Origin of the sequence: Pseudomonas sp. Z1-14, assembly GCF_051132005.1 — a bacterium.
Taxonomy (GTDB): Bacteria; Pseudomonadota; Gammaproteobacteria; order Pseudomonadales; family Pseudomonadaceae; genus Aquipseudomonas.
Genome location: NZ_CP071646.1, coordinates 703,270 through 719,063, shown reverse-complemented (window position 1 = coordinate 719,063; position 15,794 = coordinate 703,270). Strand labels below are relative to the sequence as shown.

16 protein-coding genes are annotated in these 15,794 nt (G+C 62.1%); 4 read left to right on the top strand and 12 right to left on the bottom strand.

Annotated elements, in window-relative coordinates:
* Positions 1–11: 11 nt before the first annotated feature.
* The 4 genes from lptE to J3P89_RS03385 all read left to right on the top strand — a co-directional run bounded on the left by lptE (position 12) and on the right by J3P89_RS03385 (position 3,401).
* Positions 12–617, top strand: coding sequence for an LPS assembly lipoprotein LptE (lptE, locus tag J3P89_RS03400; protein ID WP_434627978.1), 606 nt, complete (start codon positions 12–14; stop codon positions 615–617).
* Between the two features lie 39 nt (positions 618–656).
* Entirely contained in the window at positions 657–1,694 is a 1,038-nt protein-coding gene (gene holA, locus J3P89_RS03395) for a DNA polymerase III subunit delta (protein WP_434571617.1), read from the top strand.
* A gap of 147 nt (positions 1,695–1,841) precedes the next feature.
* The gene (arfA, locus tag J3P89_RS03390; protein ID WP_030140368.1) at positions 1,842–2,006 is read left to right on the top strand and encodes an alternative ribosome rescue factor ArfA; all 165 of its coding nucleotides are present in this window, start codon (positions 1,842–1,844) and stop codon (positions 2,004–2,006) included.
* A gap of 72 nt (positions 2,007–2,078) precedes the next feature.
* Positions 2,079–3,401 carry a lytic murein transglycosylase gene (locus J3P89_RS03385; protein ID WP_434696719.1) on the top strand — a complete coding sequence of 441 codons (1,323 nt, stop codon included), beginning with the start codon at positions 2,079–2,081 and terminating at the stop codon, positions 3,399–3,401.
* A 128-nt stretch (positions 3,402–3,529) separates the two neighbouring features.
* Here J3P89_RS03385 and J3P89_RS03380 read toward each other — a convergent pair whose 3' ends face one another.
* The 12 genes from J3P89_RS03380 to nadD all read right to left on the bottom strand — a co-directional run bounded on the left by J3P89_RS03380 (position 3,530) and on the right by nadD (position 15,766).
* On the bottom strand, positions 3,530–4,468 hold the full coding sequence (locus tag J3P89_RS03380) for a S66 peptidase family protein (protein ID WP_434696718.1): 939 nt from the start codon (positions 4,466–4,468) through the stop codon (positions 3,530–3,532).
* 990 nt (positions 4,469–5,458) lie between these two features.
* A complete protein-coding gene (gene lipA / locus J3P89_RS03375; protein WP_014340371.1) occupies positions 5,459–6,481 on the bottom strand; it encodes a lipoyl synthase in 1,023 nt (340 codons plus the stop codon).
* Between the two features lies 1 nt (position 6,482).
* Positions 6,483–7,130: a lipoyl(octanoyl) transferase LipB gene (lipB, locus tag J3P89_RS03370; protein WP_434696717.1), complete on the bottom strand. Its 648-nt coding sequence runs from the start codon at positions 7,128–7,130 to the stop codon at positions 6,483–6,485.
* The gene (locus J3P89_RS03365; RefSeq protein ID WP_053125656.1) at positions 7,130–7,405 is read right to left on the bottom strand and encodes a DUF493 domain-containing protein; all 276 of its coding nucleotides are present in this window, start codon (positions 7,403–7,405) and stop codon (positions 7,130–7,132) included. Before J3P89_RS03365 ends, lipB begins: the two co-directional genes overlap by 1 nt.
* An 82-nt stretch (positions 7,406–7,487) precedes the next feature.
* Positions 7,488–8,645, bottom strand: a complete 1,158-nt coding sequence (locus J3P89_RS03360) for a D-alanyl-D-alanine carboxypeptidase family protein (protein ID WP_434571608.1) — start codon at positions 8,643–8,645, stop codon at positions 7,488–7,490.
* A gap of 311 nt (positions 8,646–8,956) precedes the next feature.
* Entirely contained in the window at positions 8,957–9,982 is a 1,026-nt protein-coding gene (locus tag J3P89_RS03355; RefSeq protein WP_434696716.1) for a septal ring lytic transglycosylase RlpA family protein, read from the bottom strand.
* Entirely contained in the window at positions 9,982–10,992 is a 1,011-nt protein-coding gene (gene mltB, locus J3P89_RS03350; protein ID WP_434696715.1) for a lytic murein transglycosylase B, read from the bottom strand. The genes J3P89_RS03355 and mltB overlap by 1 nt, the downstream gene beginning before the upstream one ends.
* Positions 10,993–11,009: 17 nt before the next feature.
* Positions 11,010–12,113, bottom strand: coding sequence for a rod shape-determining protein RodA (gene rodA / locus J3P89_RS03345; RefSeq protein WP_305501174.1), 1,104 nt, complete (start codon positions 12,111–12,113; stop codon positions 11,010–11,012).
* Between the two features lie 31 nt (positions 12,114–12,144).
* Positions 12,145–14,040: a penicillin-binding protein 2 gene (gene mrdA, locus J3P89_RS03340; protein ID WP_305498579.1), complete on the bottom strand. Its 1,896-nt coding sequence runs from the start codon at positions 14,038–14,040 to the stop codon at positions 12,145–12,147.
* Positions 14,041–14,050: 10 nt separating this feature from the next.
* Positions 14,051–14,518, bottom strand: coding sequence for a 23S rRNA (pseudouridine(1915)-N(3))-methyltransferase RlmH (gene rlmH / locus J3P89_RS03335; protein WP_434696713.1), 468 nt, complete (start codon positions 14,516–14,518; stop codon positions 14,051–14,053).
* Positions 14,519–14,527: 9 nt separating this feature from the next.
* Positions 14,528–15,022: a ribosome silencing factor gene (gene rsfS / locus J3P89_RS03330; protein WP_434571605.1), complete on the bottom strand. Its 495-nt coding sequence runs from the start codon at positions 15,020–15,022 to the stop codon at positions 14,528–14,530.
* 72 nt (positions 15,023–15,094) lie between these two features.
* Positions 15,095–15,766 (bottom strand): nicotinate-nucleotide adenylyltransferase, encoded by a 672-nt coding sequence (gene nadD, locus J3P89_RS03325; protein ID WP_434574088.1) that lies wholly within the window; start codon positions 15,764–15,766, stop codon positions 15,095–15,097.
* Between the last annotated feature and the right edge of the window lie 28 nt (positions 15,767–15,794).

Below are 15,794 nucleotides of genomic sequence, written 5' to 3'. Positions count from 1 at the left end.
GGAGCAACAAGATGATCAAACGTAATCTGCTGGTTATGGGCCTGGCGGTCCTGTTGAGCGCCTGCGGCTTCCAGCTGCGCGGCACTGGCACCACCGAGCTGGCCATCAAGGAACTGGACCTCAGCGCGCGGGACGCTTATGGCGATACCGTGAAAATGCTGCGTCAGACCCTGGAAAACAGCGGTGTGAAAGTCTACAGCGGCGCACCGTACAAGCTGGTATTGGCAAGCGAACAGCAAAGCCAGCGCAGCCTCAGCTATGCCGGCGCCGGTCGTTCGGCCGAGTACGAGCTGACCAACGTGTTGAACTACGAAATCCGCGGCCAGAATGGTCTGTCGCTGCTGGATGACAAGCTGCAGGTGCAGAAGGTCTACCTGCACGACGGCAACAACATCACCGGTTCCGATCAGGAGTCCGTCGAAGTACGCGGCGAAATGCGTCGTGAACTGGTCCAGCGCATGATGCTGCGCCTGCAACAGCTGAGCCCGGCTCAACTGGACCAGTTGCAACAGACCGCCGACGCTCGCGCCAAGGCCGAAGCCGAAGCGCTGGAAGCGGCACGCAAGGCTGAGGCGGAAACCCCGCAACAGTCGCCGTTGCAGATCCCGGCTCAATAAGCCTTGCGGGGCGCTCCGGCGCCCCGCTCGCCTGCGCCTATGAAACTCGCTCCCGCTCAACTCGGCAAACACCTGCAAGGCGCGCTCGCGCCCGTCTATATCATCAGCGGCGATGACCCGCTGCTGTGCCAGGAAGCCGCCGACGCCATCCGCTCTGCCGCCCGCCAGCAAGGTTTCGACGAACGCCAGGTGTTCGCCGCCGACGCCAGCTTCGATTGGGGTACGTTACTGCAGGCCGGGGCAAGCATGTCGCTGTTCGCCGAGAAACGCCTGCTGGAACTACGCTTGCCCTCCGGTAAACCCGGTGACAAGGGCGCCGCCGCGCTGATCGAATACTGCTCGCGGCCCGCCGAGGACACTGTACTGCTGATCAGCCTGCCGAAACTCGACGGCAGCGCGCAGAAAACCAAGTGGGGCAAGGCGCTGGTCGAAGGCCAGCAGACTCAGTTCGTGCAGATCTGGCCGGTGGATGTCAGTCAGTTGCCCAGCTGGATCCGCCAGCGCCTGTCCCAGGCCGGCCTGTCGGCCAGCCAGGACGCGGTCGAGCTGATTGCCGCCCGGGTCGAAGGCAACCTGTTGGCCGCTGCCCAGGAAATCGAAAAACTCAAGCTGATGGCCGAGGGTGGCCAGATCACGGTGGAAACGGTCCAGGCGGCCGTGGCCGACAGCGCACGCTTCGATGTCTTCGGGCTGACCGACGCGATCCTCAACGGTGAAGCCGCCCACGCCTTGCGCATGCTTGAAGGCCTGCGGGGCGAGGGCGTCGAACCGCCGGTGATTCTCTGGGCGCTGGCCCGGGAGTTGCGCCTGCTCGCGAACCTGTCGTTGCAATACAGTCAGGGCGTGCCGCTGGACAAAGCCTTCAGCCAGGCCCGGCCGCCGGTATGGGACAAACGCAAACCGTTGATGAGCAAGGCGCTGCAACGTTACTCGGCATCACGCTGGGCGCAATTGCTGCTCGAAGCCCAGCGCATCGACGCACAGATCAAGGGCCAGGCCGCAGGCTCGCCGTGGATGAGCCTGAGCCGGTTGTCGCTGTTGATGGCCGGCCAACGGCTGTCATTACCCGCTGAATAAACCGGTACCTGTGGTGAGGGGACTTGCTCCTCGCCACAAAATCTCTCCATCCAGACAACATAACCAGCACGGTCCAGGGACTGGACAAAAACCCAGCTCTGTCCCATGATTGCCTCGCGAAAAACCATCCCCAGGAGAGATCTGATCATGAGCAAAAAGCCATCCAGGCATGGCCCCAACAAGGCCAAGTCCATCGTCGCCCAGCCCCTGTTCCGCAGCCGCCAGGAACGACCCGCCAAGGGCAAAGGCAGCTACCGCCGCGAAGCCTTCCAGTCTGACAACTGGGAGGCTTCTTGCTTTCTGGCAGCCTGAAACACTCGAACAAGCTCTACAGCCCCTGCCCATGTTAAGGTCAGCACTTGATTCGTTTATCTGGACCCGTGCATGCCCCTCTGCCTTTCCCGTCGTTGGCCACTGCGCCAATTGATAGCTGCCGCAAGCGTTGCGTTATTGGTCGCCTGCGCTGAAAAACCCACCGCCGCCGATGCCCAACCGCTCAAGACCCTGCCTGCCGTGACCGCACCGGCCATCGTGCCGCCCGTAGTGCCGACCGGGGAGAACCTGGATATTGCGCCGACCCAGACCTTCGCCGAATGGCAAGCCGGGTTTCGCAAGGAAGCACTGGCCGCCGGGATCCGGGCCGACCTGTTCGACCGTGCCTTCATCGGCGTCAGCCCGGACATGAGCGTGATCAAGGCGGATCGCAGCCAACCTGAATTCAGCCGGCCGGTATGGGAATACCTCGATGGCGCCTTGTCACCTTTGCGGGTGCGCAAAGGCCAGGCCTTGCTCCAGCAGCACGCCGACATCCTGCAAAGCATCGAACAGCGCTACGGCGTTGATCGCCAGGCGCTGGTAGCGGTGTGGGGCATGGAGAGCAATTTCGGCCAGTTCCAGGGGACCAAGTCAGTGATCAATTCCCTGGCCACCCTCGCCTACGAAGGACGGCGCCCGGGCTTTGCCCACGCACAACTGATTGCCGCGCTGCAAATTCTGCAACAGGGCGATATCACCCCGGAAAAAATGCTCGGCTCCTGGGCCGGCGCCATGGGCCAGACCCAGTTCATTCCAACTACCTACAACACCCATGCAGTGGATTTCGATGGCGATGGGCGTCGTGATATCTGGGGCAGCGCCACCGACGCCCTGGCCTCGACCGCGCATTACCTGCAAAGCTCCGGCTGGCAGCGCGGCCAACCATGGGGATTCGAGGTCTCGCTCGGTGAAGGCTTCGACTACACCCTGGCCGATGGCACGATTCGCAAACCCGTCTCCGAATGGGAGCGCCTGGGCGTTTCCGAATATGGCGGTTTGCCGATTGCCCCGGATGAGAAACAGCTCTCGGCTTCCCTTCTCCTGCCGGCAGGCCATCGCGGCCCGGCATTCCTGATATTCGACAACTTCCGAGCCATCCTCAAGTACAACAACTCATCGTCCTACGCCTTGGCGGTTGGGCTGTTGTCACAGCGCTTCGCCGGCGCAGGCCTGGTCTACGGCCAGTGGCCAAAGGAGGACCTTCCCCTGAGTCGCAGCGAACGTATCGAACTGCAGACCCTGCTGGGCAAGCACAACTACGATGCGGGCACGCCCGACGGCATTATCGGCGCCAACACCCGCAAGGCGATCCGCAGCGCCCAGCAGTCGTTTGGCTGGCCGGCGGATGGGTATCCGACACACAAGTTGCTGGAGGCGTTGCGTAGTCGCTGAATCGATGTATGGCGGCTGACGCCATCGCGAGCAAGCTCGCTCCCACAGTGGCTGCGTTCCGTCAGGGAAACTCGGTCGAATGTGGGAGCGAGCTTGCTCGCGATGACTGACTTGCAGGCGCTACAAGACTAGCGGCTGACTACCACATCCTGCTCCAGCACCAACCTCTTCTCCCCCGCATCCAGCATCACCAGCGCGCCCATCGGCAACGTCAGGTTCGGATCACAATGCCCGCTGCGCCAGCCAGACAACACCGGAATACGCAGTGGTTCGAAGGTCTGCTTGAACAAGCGGTTCAGCGCCTCGCCATCCACACCGGCGACATCCCCCAATAGCACGCCTCGCAGCTTCGCCAGGGTGCCTGCCAGCCGCAATTGGGTCAGCAGACGGTCGATGCGATAGAGCGGCTCATTGACGTCCTCGACCAGCAGGATCACACCTTCGGCATCAATTTCGTAGGGCGTGCCCATGGTTGCGGCGATCATCGACAGATTGCCGCCCAGCAGGCGCCCTTGGGCAATGCCGGGTTCCACGGTGGTCAATGGATAGGCTGCGGGATGGCTCAGTACGTCGCCCGCCTTCAATTGGCCGCGCAGCAGGCTGAAGAACGACGTGACGGTCGGGGGCTCCTTGTCGCCCAGCAGGTCGGCGTTGAGCAACGGTCCGTGAAAGGTCACGAAGCCGGCGTAACGGCTGATTGCCAGATGCAGTGCGGTGATGTCGCTGTAACCGACGAAGGGCTTGGGGTTTCGTTTAATAAGCTCGAAGTCGATGCGATCGAGCAGGCGGGGGGTGCCGTAGCCTCCGCGCAGGCAGATGATCGCGTTTACCTCTGGGTCGGCGAAGGCGGCGTGCAGGTCGTTCAGTCGTGTATCGTCGCTGCCGGCCAGGTAGCCGTCTTTTTCGTAGACGCCGGGGAAAATTCGCAGATCATGGCCCCTGGCGCGCATCCATTGGATGGCTTTTTCGGTGTCCAATGGGGCTGGGCCGGCGGGGGCGATCACTCCGATCAGGCCTTCTTGAAGGAGGGCCGGGACGGGGTGGTGTGGGATTAGGGTGTGGGCCATGGGTTTTCCGGTTTTTTGATCGTGTGAATATCCGTTTCTGCGGTAATGGCTACTTAGGGTTCCGCTCTTACAGCGGGTCACTTTTGGTAAAGCGCCAAAAGTAACCAAAAGCGCTTTGCCCCACCACTCGGCACCTCGCCTGGGCTCGGTGTGCCCTCACTCCGGCATTGCTCCGTGGGCCCGCCGCGAAGGGCCATCCATGGCCCAGCGCGGCTATCCCGGCATCCATGCCGGGATGCCCACTGCGCAATGCCTGCGTTCGGCCAGCGTGGTTTAACGGGGCGCTGAGATCAGAGTCAAAAGCAGAGCAAGAGCAAGAGCAAGAGCGAGACATGTGCCAGTAACTATTTAGCTGAACCACCGCCATCGCGAGCAAGCTCGCTCCCACATTCGATCTTCGGCTGACGCAGATTTCACGACGTACAGAGAATCACTGTGGGAGCGAGCCTGCTCGCGAAGAGGCCAGCACATCCAACATTTTCATCGACTGACAATCCGCTTTCGCGAGCAAGCCCGCTCCCACAATTGATCTTCAGCAACCACAAAATTTGCGTACAACGCAGCCCCTTGTGGGAGCGGGCTTGCCCGCGAAGGGGCCGTCACACCCAACATCTTCATTGGCTGGCACACTGCCTTCGCGAGCAGGCTCGCTCCCACAGAAGAAACGCAATCCCGACAAACCAGGTCGGCCCTAAGGCCGCCTCGCGGTGGACGTTGATTTCGGCGCCCCGTTAACCACGCTGGCTGAACGGAGGTGTTGCGTAGTGGGCACCTCGGCATGGATGCCGAGGTAGCCGCGCTGGGCCAGGGATGGCCCTTCGCGGCGGCCCACGGAGCAATGCCTGCGTTCAGGCATGCCGAGCCTAGGCGAGGCACCGAGTGGTGGGGCAAAAGCGTTTTGGTTACTTTTGCGCTTTATAAAAGTGACCCGCTGTAAGAGCGGAACCGTCAGCCGCCATTACGCAAAAAACGGATATACCCCTAAAAAACTCAGGAACCCAAAAGCTCAGCCTTGACCAATTTAGCCTGCTCATCCGCATGATAAGAAGACCGCACCAGCGGCCCCGAAGCAACGTTCTTGAAGCCCATCTTGTACCCCTCCTCCGCAAACCAGGCAAAGGTATCCGGATGCACAAAACGCTGCACCGGCAAATGGCTACGGGAAGGCTGCAGGTATTGGCCCAGGGTCAGCATGTCGATGTCGTGCTCACGCATGCGCTTCATGACCTCGATGACTTCCTCATCAGTCTCACCCAGGCCCAGCATCAAGCCAGACTTGGTCGGAATATGCGGCATCATCTGCTTGAAACGCTGCAGCAGGGTCAGCGACCACTGGTAGTCCGAACCCGGACGCGCAGCCTTGTACAGGCGTGGCACGGTTTCCAGGTTGTGGTTGAAGACATCCGGCGGCTCGGCGGCGGTGATTTCCAGGGCAATGTCCATGCGGCCACGGTAATCAGGCACCAGGGTTTCCAGCTGCACGTTCGGCGACAGCTTGCGAATCTCGCGGATGCAGTCGGCGAAGTGCTGGGCACCGCCGTCACGCAGGTCGTCACGGTCCACCGAGGTGATGACCACGTATTTCAGCTTCAGGTCGGCGATGGCGATGGCCAGGCTTTCCGGCTCGTTGGTATCCAATGGCTTCGGACGGCCATGGCCGACGTCGCAGAACGGGCAACGACGGGTGCAGATGTCGCCCATGATCATGAACGTCGCGGTGCCGCCGGAGAAGCACTCGCCCAGGTTCGGGCAGGAGGCTTCTTCGCAGACGCTGTGCAGCTTGTGCTTGCGCAGCAGGGCCTTGATCCGGTCGACTTCCGGGGAGACCGGGATGCGCACGCGGATCCAGTCGGGTTTCTTCGGCAGTTCGGTGGTCGGGATGATCTTGACCGGAATGCGTGCAACCTTCTCGGCGCCGCGCAGCTTGACGCCGGCCTCTACCTTGGCACGCGGGGCCGGACGTTCGGTGACGTCCAGCGTCGGGATCATGGTTTGCACTGCATCAGTAGTCATATCAGTCGATTCCGCCCGTGAGGGTCGTCTGCTCAGCATAGTCGAGGTGTTTGACGAGCTGCGCGCGCAGCCGGGCACTTACCTCGGCAAATTCAATCGATCCTGTGTGATCGCGCAGCTGGGTCATTGCCAGCCCTGCATAGCCACAGGGATTAATCCGTCTAAACGGTTCAAGATTCATGTCCACGTTCAGCGCCAGGCCATGGAACGAACAGCCATGGCGGATGCGCAAGCCGAGCGAGGCGATCTTCGCCCCGTCGACGTAGACGCCCGGTGCATCCGGCTTGGCCGCCGCGGTCACACCGTAGCTGGCGAGCAGCTCGATCAGGCATGTTTCCATGCGAGTGACCAGCTCGCGCACGCCGAACCCCAGCTCGCGCACATCCAGCAACAGGTAGGCAACCAGTTGGCCGGGGCCATGGTAAGTCACCTGCCCGCCCCGGTCGACCTTCACCACCGGGATATCGCCCGGCAGCAGCAAGTGCTCGGCCTTGCCGGCCTGGCCCTGGGTGAACACCGGCGGGTGTTCCACCAGCCAGACTTCATCGTCGGCGCTGGTGCCACGTTCGTTCGTGAAGCGCTGCATGGCATGCCAGACCGGCTCGTAAGCCATGCTGCCCAGCTCGCGAAAGCCCAGCGTGCCCGGCATCACAACACCATATGCACGAAGCCGGTCGCTCGCAGCTCGCTGTTGATGTCGTAGAGCTGTTCCTGGCCGGTAGCAATGATGTGCAACTGGATGGTCGTGTATTTGCCGTTGGTACTCTGGCGCTCGGCCAGCGTCTTGTGGTCAACGGTGGCGTGTTTTTCAAGGATCGCGATGATCTTGTCCTTGAAGCCCACACCGGTATCGCCGATTACCTTGATCGGATAATCCGCGCAGGGAAATTCGATCTTTGGCGCTTTTACTTCGGAGTCTGTCATGGCGTAACGGCCTCGCAAGCCGTGATAACGAACATGGCCCCGCACCGGAAAGGAACGGGGCCATGCAGGTCAACACTCGAAATCAATTGAACAAGCCGTAGAAGAATAGACGGATGCTATCCCACATGCGGCGGAAAATACCACCTTCCTCAACCGCGTCCAGCGCGATCAGGTCGGCGCTGTGCACCACCTTGTCGTCCAGTTTGACTTCGACCTTGCCGATCACGTCACCCTTGGCGATAGGCGCGGTCAGCTGAGGGTTCATGGTCATGCTGGCGGCAAGCTTCTTGAGCTGGCCTTTAGGCAAGGTCATGGTCAGGTCCTGCGCCAGGCCGGCTTTCACCTGGTTGCTGGTGCCTTTCCATACCTGGGCCTGGGCCAGTTCGGTGCCCTTCTGGTAGAAGGTCTGGGTTTCGAAGAAGCGGAAACCGTAGGTCAGCAGCTTCTGGGTCTCGGCGGCGCGGGCCACTTCGCTGTTGGTGCCGAACACCACGGCGATCAGGCGCATGCCGTCACGAACCGCCGAAGACACCATGCAGTAGCCAGCCTCCTCGGTGTGGCCGGTCTTCAGGCCATCGACGGTCTTGTCGCGCCACAGCAACAGGTTGCGGTTAGGCTGCTTGATGCCGTTCCAGAAGAATTCCTTCTGGGAGTAGATGGCGTAATGCGCAGGGTCTTCGTGGATGATTGCCCGGGCCAGGATCGCCATGTCGTGAGCCGAGGAATAATGCTCGGGGTTCGGCAGGCCGGTCGGGTTCATGAAGTGGCTGTTGGTCATGCCCAGGTCGGCGACCGTCTTGTTCATCATGTCGGCGAACGCGTCTTCGCTGCCGGCGATGTGCTCGGCCAGGGCGACGCTGGCGTCGTTGCCGGACTGGATGATGATGCCGTGCAGCAGGTCGCTGACGGTCACTTGCGAGCCGACCTTGATGAACATCCGCGAACCGCCGGTGCGCCAGGCGTTTTCGCTGACGGTCACCGGATCGTTCTCACCGATCTGGCCGCGACGGATCTCCAGCGTGGCGATGTACGCGGTCATCAACTTGGTCAGGCTGGCCGGTGGCAGGCGCTGGTCACCATTGTTCTCTACCAGCACATTGCCGCTGCTGGCATCCATGAGGACATAGGCTTTGGCCGCCAGTTGCGGAGGCGAAGGCATCATCTCGACCGCGAACGCGGCCGGAGAGAGAAGCAGCGGGACTAGCAGGCAAAGGCGTTTGGCAAAGGTGGTGATGTTCATCCGTCTCTCGAAATCGCTAATGGGACTGCCCGTAGGCAAAAACTAAACAGGCCGCTTTCTAGGCTTTGTATGAAAAGTGCCTGCGCGACGATCATGCTGCGTTGAAAACAGGCTCGGAATGCTCATTGACAACCAGTCAACTCCGCTTCCTCGCCTGTTTTCGCCTTGCCTGATCGCCGCTCGGCGACTTCTCATACAAACCCTCGAGCTGCCGCGTATTTAAGTTGCTCACTCACAACCCCTGCCGGGCTTTTGTTATTCGTGGAGCCAACAACCTGACCCGCCCAAACCACGAGCGGGCCCTCAATCAATCATTCGGACGTGACCAGGCTCGGCGAACCGAGATTGGCCAGGCGTACGCTATTCTGTACCTGCTGGACCTCACCCGGAGAACCGATCGGCCCCAGGCGCACCCGATGCAGGGTCTGCTGGTTGCGCACGATCGAGCTGATGAACACCGGCGCGCTGACCATCGAGCTCAGCTTCGACCTCAACAGTTCTGCAGCGTCCGGGTTGGCGAATGCGCCCACTTGCAGATACTGGCCAGACGCTGTTGCAGAAGCGTTTTTTTTTGCATCGATCTGCACCGGCACCACGGCCGCGGCGTGTTGCTGCGGCGGCGGGGTCCATTGCTCGACCGTGCCGGTGGAGGCCGTCACGGTCGGCGCGGCATTTTGCGCCACTTTTGGTTCGTTGAGCATCAAAGGCGCCGGACGGCCACGCTGGGCCCACCATTCCTGCGGATCAATGCCTTCGACCTTGACCCGGGCGGTGCCGGTTTCAGCGTAACCGAGCTTTTTCGCCGCCGCATACGACAAGTCGATGATGCGGTCGGAATAGAACGGCCCACGGTCGTTGACCCGCAGGATCACGCTCTTGTTGTTGTCCAGGTTGGTCACCCGCACATAACTGGGCAGCGGCAGGGTCTTGTGCGCGGCGCTCATGCCATACAGGTCGTAGACCTCGCCATTGGCGGTGTTCTGGCCGTGGAACTTGGTGCCGTACCAGGACGCCGTGCCCGAAGCGACGTAGCGCTTGGATTCGGCGATCGGGAAATAGGTCTTGCCCAGCACCGTATATGGATTGGCCTTGTAGGGGCCGGTGTGCAGGGTCGGTGTCGCGTCGGGAATGCGCGAGACATCGACATCCCACCACGGCGCGCCATCCTTGTGGGCCCGGTTGATGTCCAGGCCCGGTGTGGCCCGCACGACGTTGGGACTTTTCTGGGTCGGTGCGCGACTGGTCGAACAGCTCACGACCAGCAAAGACAGCGCCGCCAATGCCACCAGCTTGAGGGGCCTGGCTTTCAGGGGTTGATAGGTAGGCATTGCCCGCATTATTTGACGCCCCGTGCTTTGACCAGCTCTTCAGACAGTTGATATACGGCCATGGCGTACATCACGCTGCGGTTATAACGCGTAATCGCGTAGAAATTCTTCAGGCCCATCCAGTATTCGGGGCCCTGCTCGCCTTCCAGGCGCATCGCGGTGACCGGCATGTCGTCACGCAGCGCATCATGACTCGACCAGCCCAGCGCTCGCAACTCCCCGACGGTTTTTGTCGGCTCGATGCCCGTGGTCAGGCCTTGGTCCACTTGGTCGCCACGCACGTCCGCAAGGCTGACCACAGGCTCGCCGGCCTCCCAGCCATGCCGTTTGAAATAACTGGCAACACTGCCGATGGCATCGGTCGGGTTGGTCCAGATATTGATGTGGCCGTCGCCGTCGAAGTCCACCGCATAGGCGCGGAAACTGCTGGGCATAAATTGTGGCAAGCCCATGGCCCCGGCGTAGGAGCCCTTGAGGGTCAGCGGATCGACCTGCTCTTCGCGGGCCAGCAGGAGGAATTCGCGTAGCTCCTTGCGGAAGAACTCGGCGCGCGGCGGGTAATCGAAACCCAGGGTCGACAAGGCGTCGATCACCCGGAAATTCCCGGTGTTGCGGCCGAAGAAGGTCTCGACGCCGATGATCGATACGATGATCTGGGCCGGTACGCCATATTCCTGCTCGGCGCGGGCCAGGGCGGCTTCGTGCTGGCGCCAGAAGTCCACACCCCGGGCGATACGCGCCTCGGTGATGAACATCGGCCGGTACTCGCTCCACTGCTTGACCCGCTCGGCGGGCCGGGAAATCGCGTCGAGGATCGACTGCTTGCGCTCGGCCTCGCGAAACACCCCCATCAGCTGTTCGCCGGCAAAACCGTAGTCGCGAGTCATCTCACCGACGAATTCGGCCACCTGCGGCGAGCCTTCGTATTCGCCGGCCAGGGCCTGCGGCGCACAGCCCAGGAAGCCGACCAGGCCGACCCACGGCGCATATCGCGTCGACCAGCCACGCATTGCTTGCATTGAACTCTTCACCTTATTCAAACCTGCGCGATCCACTTGCGATGCGTATGGATCGACATCAAAACCCCAAACGCTGACAGTAGCGTCACCAGCGAAGTTCCTCCGTAGCTAATGAACGGCAACGGCACTCCCACCACCGGCAGCAGGCCACTGACCATACCGATGTTGACGAAAACATAAACAAAAAACGTCATGGTCAGGCTGCCCGCCAACAACTTGCCGAACAGTGTCTGGGCCTGGGCGGTAATCACCAGCCCGCGCCCGATCAACAGCAGATAGATCAGCAACAGCACGCAAATGCCCACCAGGCCGAACTCCTCGCCCATCACGGCGATGATGAAGTCGGTGTGGCTTTCCGGCAAAAAGTCCAGGTGCGACTGGGTGCCCATCAGCCAGCCTTTGCCGAACACCCCGCCGGAACCGATGGCGGCCTTGGACTGGATGATGTTCCAGCCGGTGCCCAGCGGATCGCTTTCCGGGTCGAGGAAGGTCAGTACCCGCTGCTTCTGGTAGTCGTGCATCACGAAATACCACATGGCCACCGACACCGGCACGGCGGCAGCGATCACGCTGAGGATCCAGCGCCAGCGCAACCCGCCCATGAACAGCACGAACGCACCCCCGGCGAGGATCAGCAGCGAGGTGCCGAGGTCCGGCTGGCGGACGATGAGAATGAACGGAATGCCGATCAGCAACAGACTGATACACACATGCTTGAGCTGCGGCGGCAAGGACCGCTTGGACAGGTACCAGGCAATGGTCGCCGGCATGATGATCTTGAGAAATTCCGAAGGCTGGAAGCGGATCACCCCGGGGATGTTGATCCAGCGGGTGGCGCCCATGGCGTTGTGGCCCATGATGTCGACCACTACCAGCAAACCCACGCCGACCACGTAGGCCAGCGGCACCCAGCGCGCCATGAACCGTGGTTCGAGCTGGGCGATGACGATCATCGACACCAGGCCGATGCCGAACGAGGTGGCCTGCTTGGCCAGCAGGTCCCAGCTCTTGCCACTGGCCGAATACAGCACGAACAGGCTGCCGGCGGCCAGCGTCAGCAACAGGATCAGCAACGGACCGTCGATGTGCATGCGCTGCAGCAAGGTGGCGCGACGGCGCATCACATCTTCGCTGGAGAGGATACGGTCGAAATTATTCTTCACGGGCCGTAGCCTCCGCGCTGATGGGGCTTGCGAATTCGGGCTTGAGCTGGCCGTGCTCATCCAGCAGCCAGGCGTCCATGATCTGGCGCACCACCGGCGCGGCGACGCCGGAACCGGATTCGCCGTTCTCGACCATCACCGACACGACGATCTTCGGGTTCTCGGCGGGCGCGAAGCCAACGAACAAGGCATGGTCGCGATGGCGTTCCTGGACCTTGGAGCGGTCGTACTTCTCGCCCTGCTTGATCGCTACCACCTGGGCGGTACCGCTCTTGCCGGCGATGCGGTATTGCGCGCCGATGGCCGCCTTGCGCGCGGTGCCCCGGGCGCCGTGCATGACCTGCTGCATGCCGTTGTTGACCTTCTGCCAGTCCGACGGGTTGCGCAGGATGATGTCCGGCATCGGGTCCGGGTCCACCGGTTTCTGGCCTTCGATGGTCTTCGCCAGGTGCGGCCGATACCATTTGCCTTTGCTCGCCACCAGCGCCGTGGCCTGGGCCAGTTGCAGCGGCGTGGCCTGCATGTAGCCCTGGCCGATCCCCAGGATCAGGGTTTCGCCGGGGAACCAGGCCTGGCGGCGGGTTGCCCGCTTCCATTCCCGGGACGGCATCAGGCCCGGAGACTCTTCGAACATATCCAGGGAGACTTTCTGACCAAGGCCGAACTTGTTCATGTAGGACGACAACCGATCGATCCCCAGCTTGTGGGCCAAGTCATAGAAGTAGGTGTCGTTGGACCGCATGATCGCCGCTTCCAGGTCCACGTAGCCGTCACCGGTGCGGTTCCAGTTACGGTACTTGTGGTCGTAGTTGGGCAATTGGTAATAACCCGGGTCATAAACCCGGCTCGACGCGGTCACCACTCCGGCATCCAGCCCGGCAATCGCCACGGCCGGCTTGATGGTCGAACCCGGCGGATAAAGGCCACGCAGCACGCGGTTGAACAACGGCCGGTCGATGGAATCGCGCAGCTCGGCGTAGGCCTTGAAGCTGATGCCCGTGACGAACAGGTTCGGGTCGAAACTCGGCTGGCTGACCATCGCCAGCACCTCGCCGGTGTTCGGGTCCAGCGCAACCACCGCGCCACGTCGTCCACCCAGCGCCGCTTCGGCGGCTTCCTGCAACTTGATGTCGAGGCTCAGGACGATGTCCTTGCCTGGAATCGGGTCGGTACGCTTGAGCACGCGCAGCACGCGGCCGCGAGCGTTGGTCTCGACCTCCTCGTAGCCGACCTGGCCGTGCAGCTCTGCCTCGTAGAAGCGCTCGATGCCGGTCTTGCCGATATGGTGGGTGCCGCTGTAGTTGACCGGGTCGAGGGTCTTGAGCTCTTTTTCGTTGATCCGCCCCATGTAGCCGACCGAGTGGGCGAAGTGCGGCCCCTGGGGATAATGCCGCACCAACTGCGCCACCACCTCGACGCCCGGCAGGCGGAACTGGTTAACCGCGATCAGGGCAATCTGTTCTTCGGTCAGCTCGAACATGATCGGCACCGGCTCGAAGGGGCGCCGGCCCTGGCGCATGCGCTTCTCGAAGATCGCCCGGTCCTCGGGGGTCAGTTGCAGCACTTCGACGATCACGTCGAGGACTTTCTGCCAGTCACCGGACCGCTCGCGGGTCATGCTCAGGCTGAAGCTCGGCCGGTTATCGGCCACCACCACGCCATTGCGGTCGAAAATCAGCCCGCGGGTCGGCGGGATCGGCTGCACATGCACGCGGTTACTTTCCGACAGGGTCGAGTGGTACTCGTATTGGATCACCTGGAGGAAATACAGCCGCGCGATCAGCACGCCGATCAGCGTGACCACCGTAATGGCGCCGAACACGACGCGGCCCCGCACCAGGCGGGCGTCTTTTTCGTGGTCCTTGATGCGGATCGGCTGAGGCATGAGGGCAGGATTACTTGTGATAAGGGTGCCCGGACAGGACTGTCCAGGCACGATACAACTGTTCACCGATCAGGATCCGCACCAGCGGATGCGGCAACGTCAGGGGCGACAACGACCAGCATTGATCGGCACGGGCGCAGACTTCCGGCGCCAGCCCTTCCGGACCGCCGACCATGAAATTGACCGTGCGCGAATCCAGCCGCCAGCGATCGAGCTCCACCGCCAGTTGCTCGGTACTCCAGGGCTTGCCATGAACTTCGAGTGTGACGATGCGCTCGTTCGGCCCGACCTTGGCCAGCATGGCTTCACCTTCCTGGCGGATAAAGCGCGCCACGTCGGCGTTCTTGCCGCGGGTATTGAGCGGAATTTCCACCAGTTCCAAAGCCAGCTCGGACGGAAGACGCTTGGCATATTCATGCCAGCCTTCTTCCACCCACTTGGGCATGCGAGAACCGACGGCGATCAGGCGCAGTCGCACAGCGATCCCTTATTGCTGGTCTTTGTTGAGCTTGGTGAAGTGCTCATGGGTGTTTTCCGGGCTGTGGTGCGCGGCGCTGGCCGAACGGCTCTGCTCGGCACCGGCCCACAGGCGCTCCAGGTCATAGAACTGGCGCGCCGAGGCGGTCATCATGTGCACGATGACGTCGTCCATGTCCAGCAGGACCCAGTCGCTGTCGCCCTTGCCTTCTTCGCCCAACGGCTTGACGCCCTGGGCCTTTACCGCTTCGCGGACCTTGTCGAGCATCGCGCCGATCTGGCGGTTCGAAGTACCGGTGGCGATGATCATGTAGTCGGTGATGCTCTGCTTTTCGCGAACGTCGATCACCTGGATGTCCTGGGCCTTGACGTCTTCCAGGGCCGCCACGGCCACCTTGACCAGTTCTTCACCGACCAGCGCCACGCCGGTTGGCGCTTCTACCGGCAGCGGGGCGCTCTTGAAAGTGCCCTTGCGCTTTACTTTGTTCAGGTCTTTGTCAGTCATATAAAACTCGTTTTGCTCGTATGTTCGGGCGCTTCGGTACACGTTGATTCGTGTCGGCGGAGCACGCCTTGTTCAGTTCGACGCACGGTACAGACCGTGCGCATCGATGTAGGCCAGGACCGCGTCGGGCACCAGGAAACGTACCGACTTACCGCTGGCCAGCAGTTGACGGATCTGGGTGGCGGATACCGCGAGCGGCGTCTGCCAGACGAATGCAATCTGTCCGCTCGGCCCCTTGAGGGCCAGCGGGTCGCTCACCGAGCGCGCCGCCAGCAGGTTGCGCAAGGCATCCGGCGGTTCGCTGTCGGCATCCGGGCGTTGCAGCACCAGGATGTGGCAATGCTGGAGCAACTCTTCCCAGCGGTGCCAAGTGGGCAGGCCGCAAAATGCGTCCCAGCCCAGAAGCAGGAAAACCTGGGCATCGGCGGCCAACTCGGCGCGCATCAGCTCCAGGGTATCAATGGTGTAGGACGGTTTGTCCCGCTGCAATTCGCGGGCGTCCACCACCAACGGCGCCACACCGGCCACCGCGCACTCGACCATCGCCAGGCGATCCTGCGCCGACACCTGCGGCGTATCCCGATGAGGTGGCCGGGCGCTGGGCGTCAGGCGCAGCTCATCGAGGGCCAGGGCATCGGCGACTTCCAGCGCACCGCGCAAATGGCCGATGTGCACCGGGTCGAACGTACCGCCCAGGATACCGATGCGCTTTGGCGCGGTCGCCGTCACAGCGGGCGTAGTCATGGAGGCCAGTGGGTCGAGGTCGCCCAAG

Bases quoted from the DNA above. Each gene is read 5' to 3' on its own strand.
- rsfS (WP_434571605.1), bottom strand. From the start codon at position 15,022: ATGACTGACAAAGACCTGAACAAAGTAAAGCGCAAGGGCACTTTCAAG.
- nadD (WP_434574088.1), bottom strand. From the start codon at position 15,766: ATGACTACGCCCGCTGTGACGGCGACCGCGCCAAAGCGCATCGGTATC.
- holA (WP_434571617.1), top strand. From the start codon at position 657: ATGAAACTCGCTCCCGCTCAACTCGGCAAACACCTGCAAGGCGCGCTC.
- mrdA (WP_305498579.1), bottom strand. From the start codon at position 14,040: ATGCCTCAGCCGATCCGCATCAAGGACCACGAAAAAGACGCCCGCCTG.
- mltB (WP_434696715.1), bottom strand. From the start codon at position 10,992: ATGCAAGCAATGCGTGGCTGGTCGACGCGATATGCGCCGTGGGTCGGC.
- lptE (WP_434627978.1), top strand. From the start codon at position 12: ATGATCAAACGTAATCTGCTGGTTATGGGCCTGGCGGTCCTGTTGAGC.
- J3P89_RS03365 (WP_053125656.1), bottom strand. From the start codon at position 7,405: ATGACAGACTCCGAAGTAAAAGCGCCAAAGATCGAATTTCCCTGCGCG.
- arfA (WP_030140368.1), top strand. From the start codon at position 1,842: ATGAGCAAAAAGCCATCCAGGCATGGCCCCAACAAGGCCAAGTCCATC.
- rodA (WP_305501174.1), bottom strand. From the start codon at position 12,113: ATGCGCCGTCGCGCCACCTTGCTGCAGCGCATGCACATCGACGGTCCG.
- J3P89_RS03385 (WP_434696719.1), top strand. From the start codon at position 2,079: ATGCCCCTCTGCCTTTCCCGTCGTTGGCCACTGCGCCAATTGATAGCT.
- lipA (WP_014340371.1), bottom strand. From the start codon at position 6,481: ATGACTACTGATGCAGTGCAAACCATGATCCCGACGCTGGACGTCACC.
- J3P89_RS03355 (WP_434696716.1), bottom strand. From the start codon at position 9,982: ATGCGGGCAATGCCTACCTATCAACCCCTGAAAGCCAGGCCCCTCAAG.
- J3P89_RS03360 (WP_434571608.1), bottom strand. From the start codon at position 8,645: ATGAACATCACCACCTTTGCCAAACGCCTTTGCCTGCTAGTCCCGCTG.
- lipB (WP_434696717.1), bottom strand. From the start codon at position 7,130: ATGCCGGGCACGCTGGGCTTTCGCGAGCTGGGCAGCATGGCTTACGAG.
- J3P89_RS03380 (WP_434696718.1), bottom strand. From the start codon at position 4,468: ATGGCCCACACCCTAATCCCACACCACCCCGTCCCGGCCCTCCTTCAA.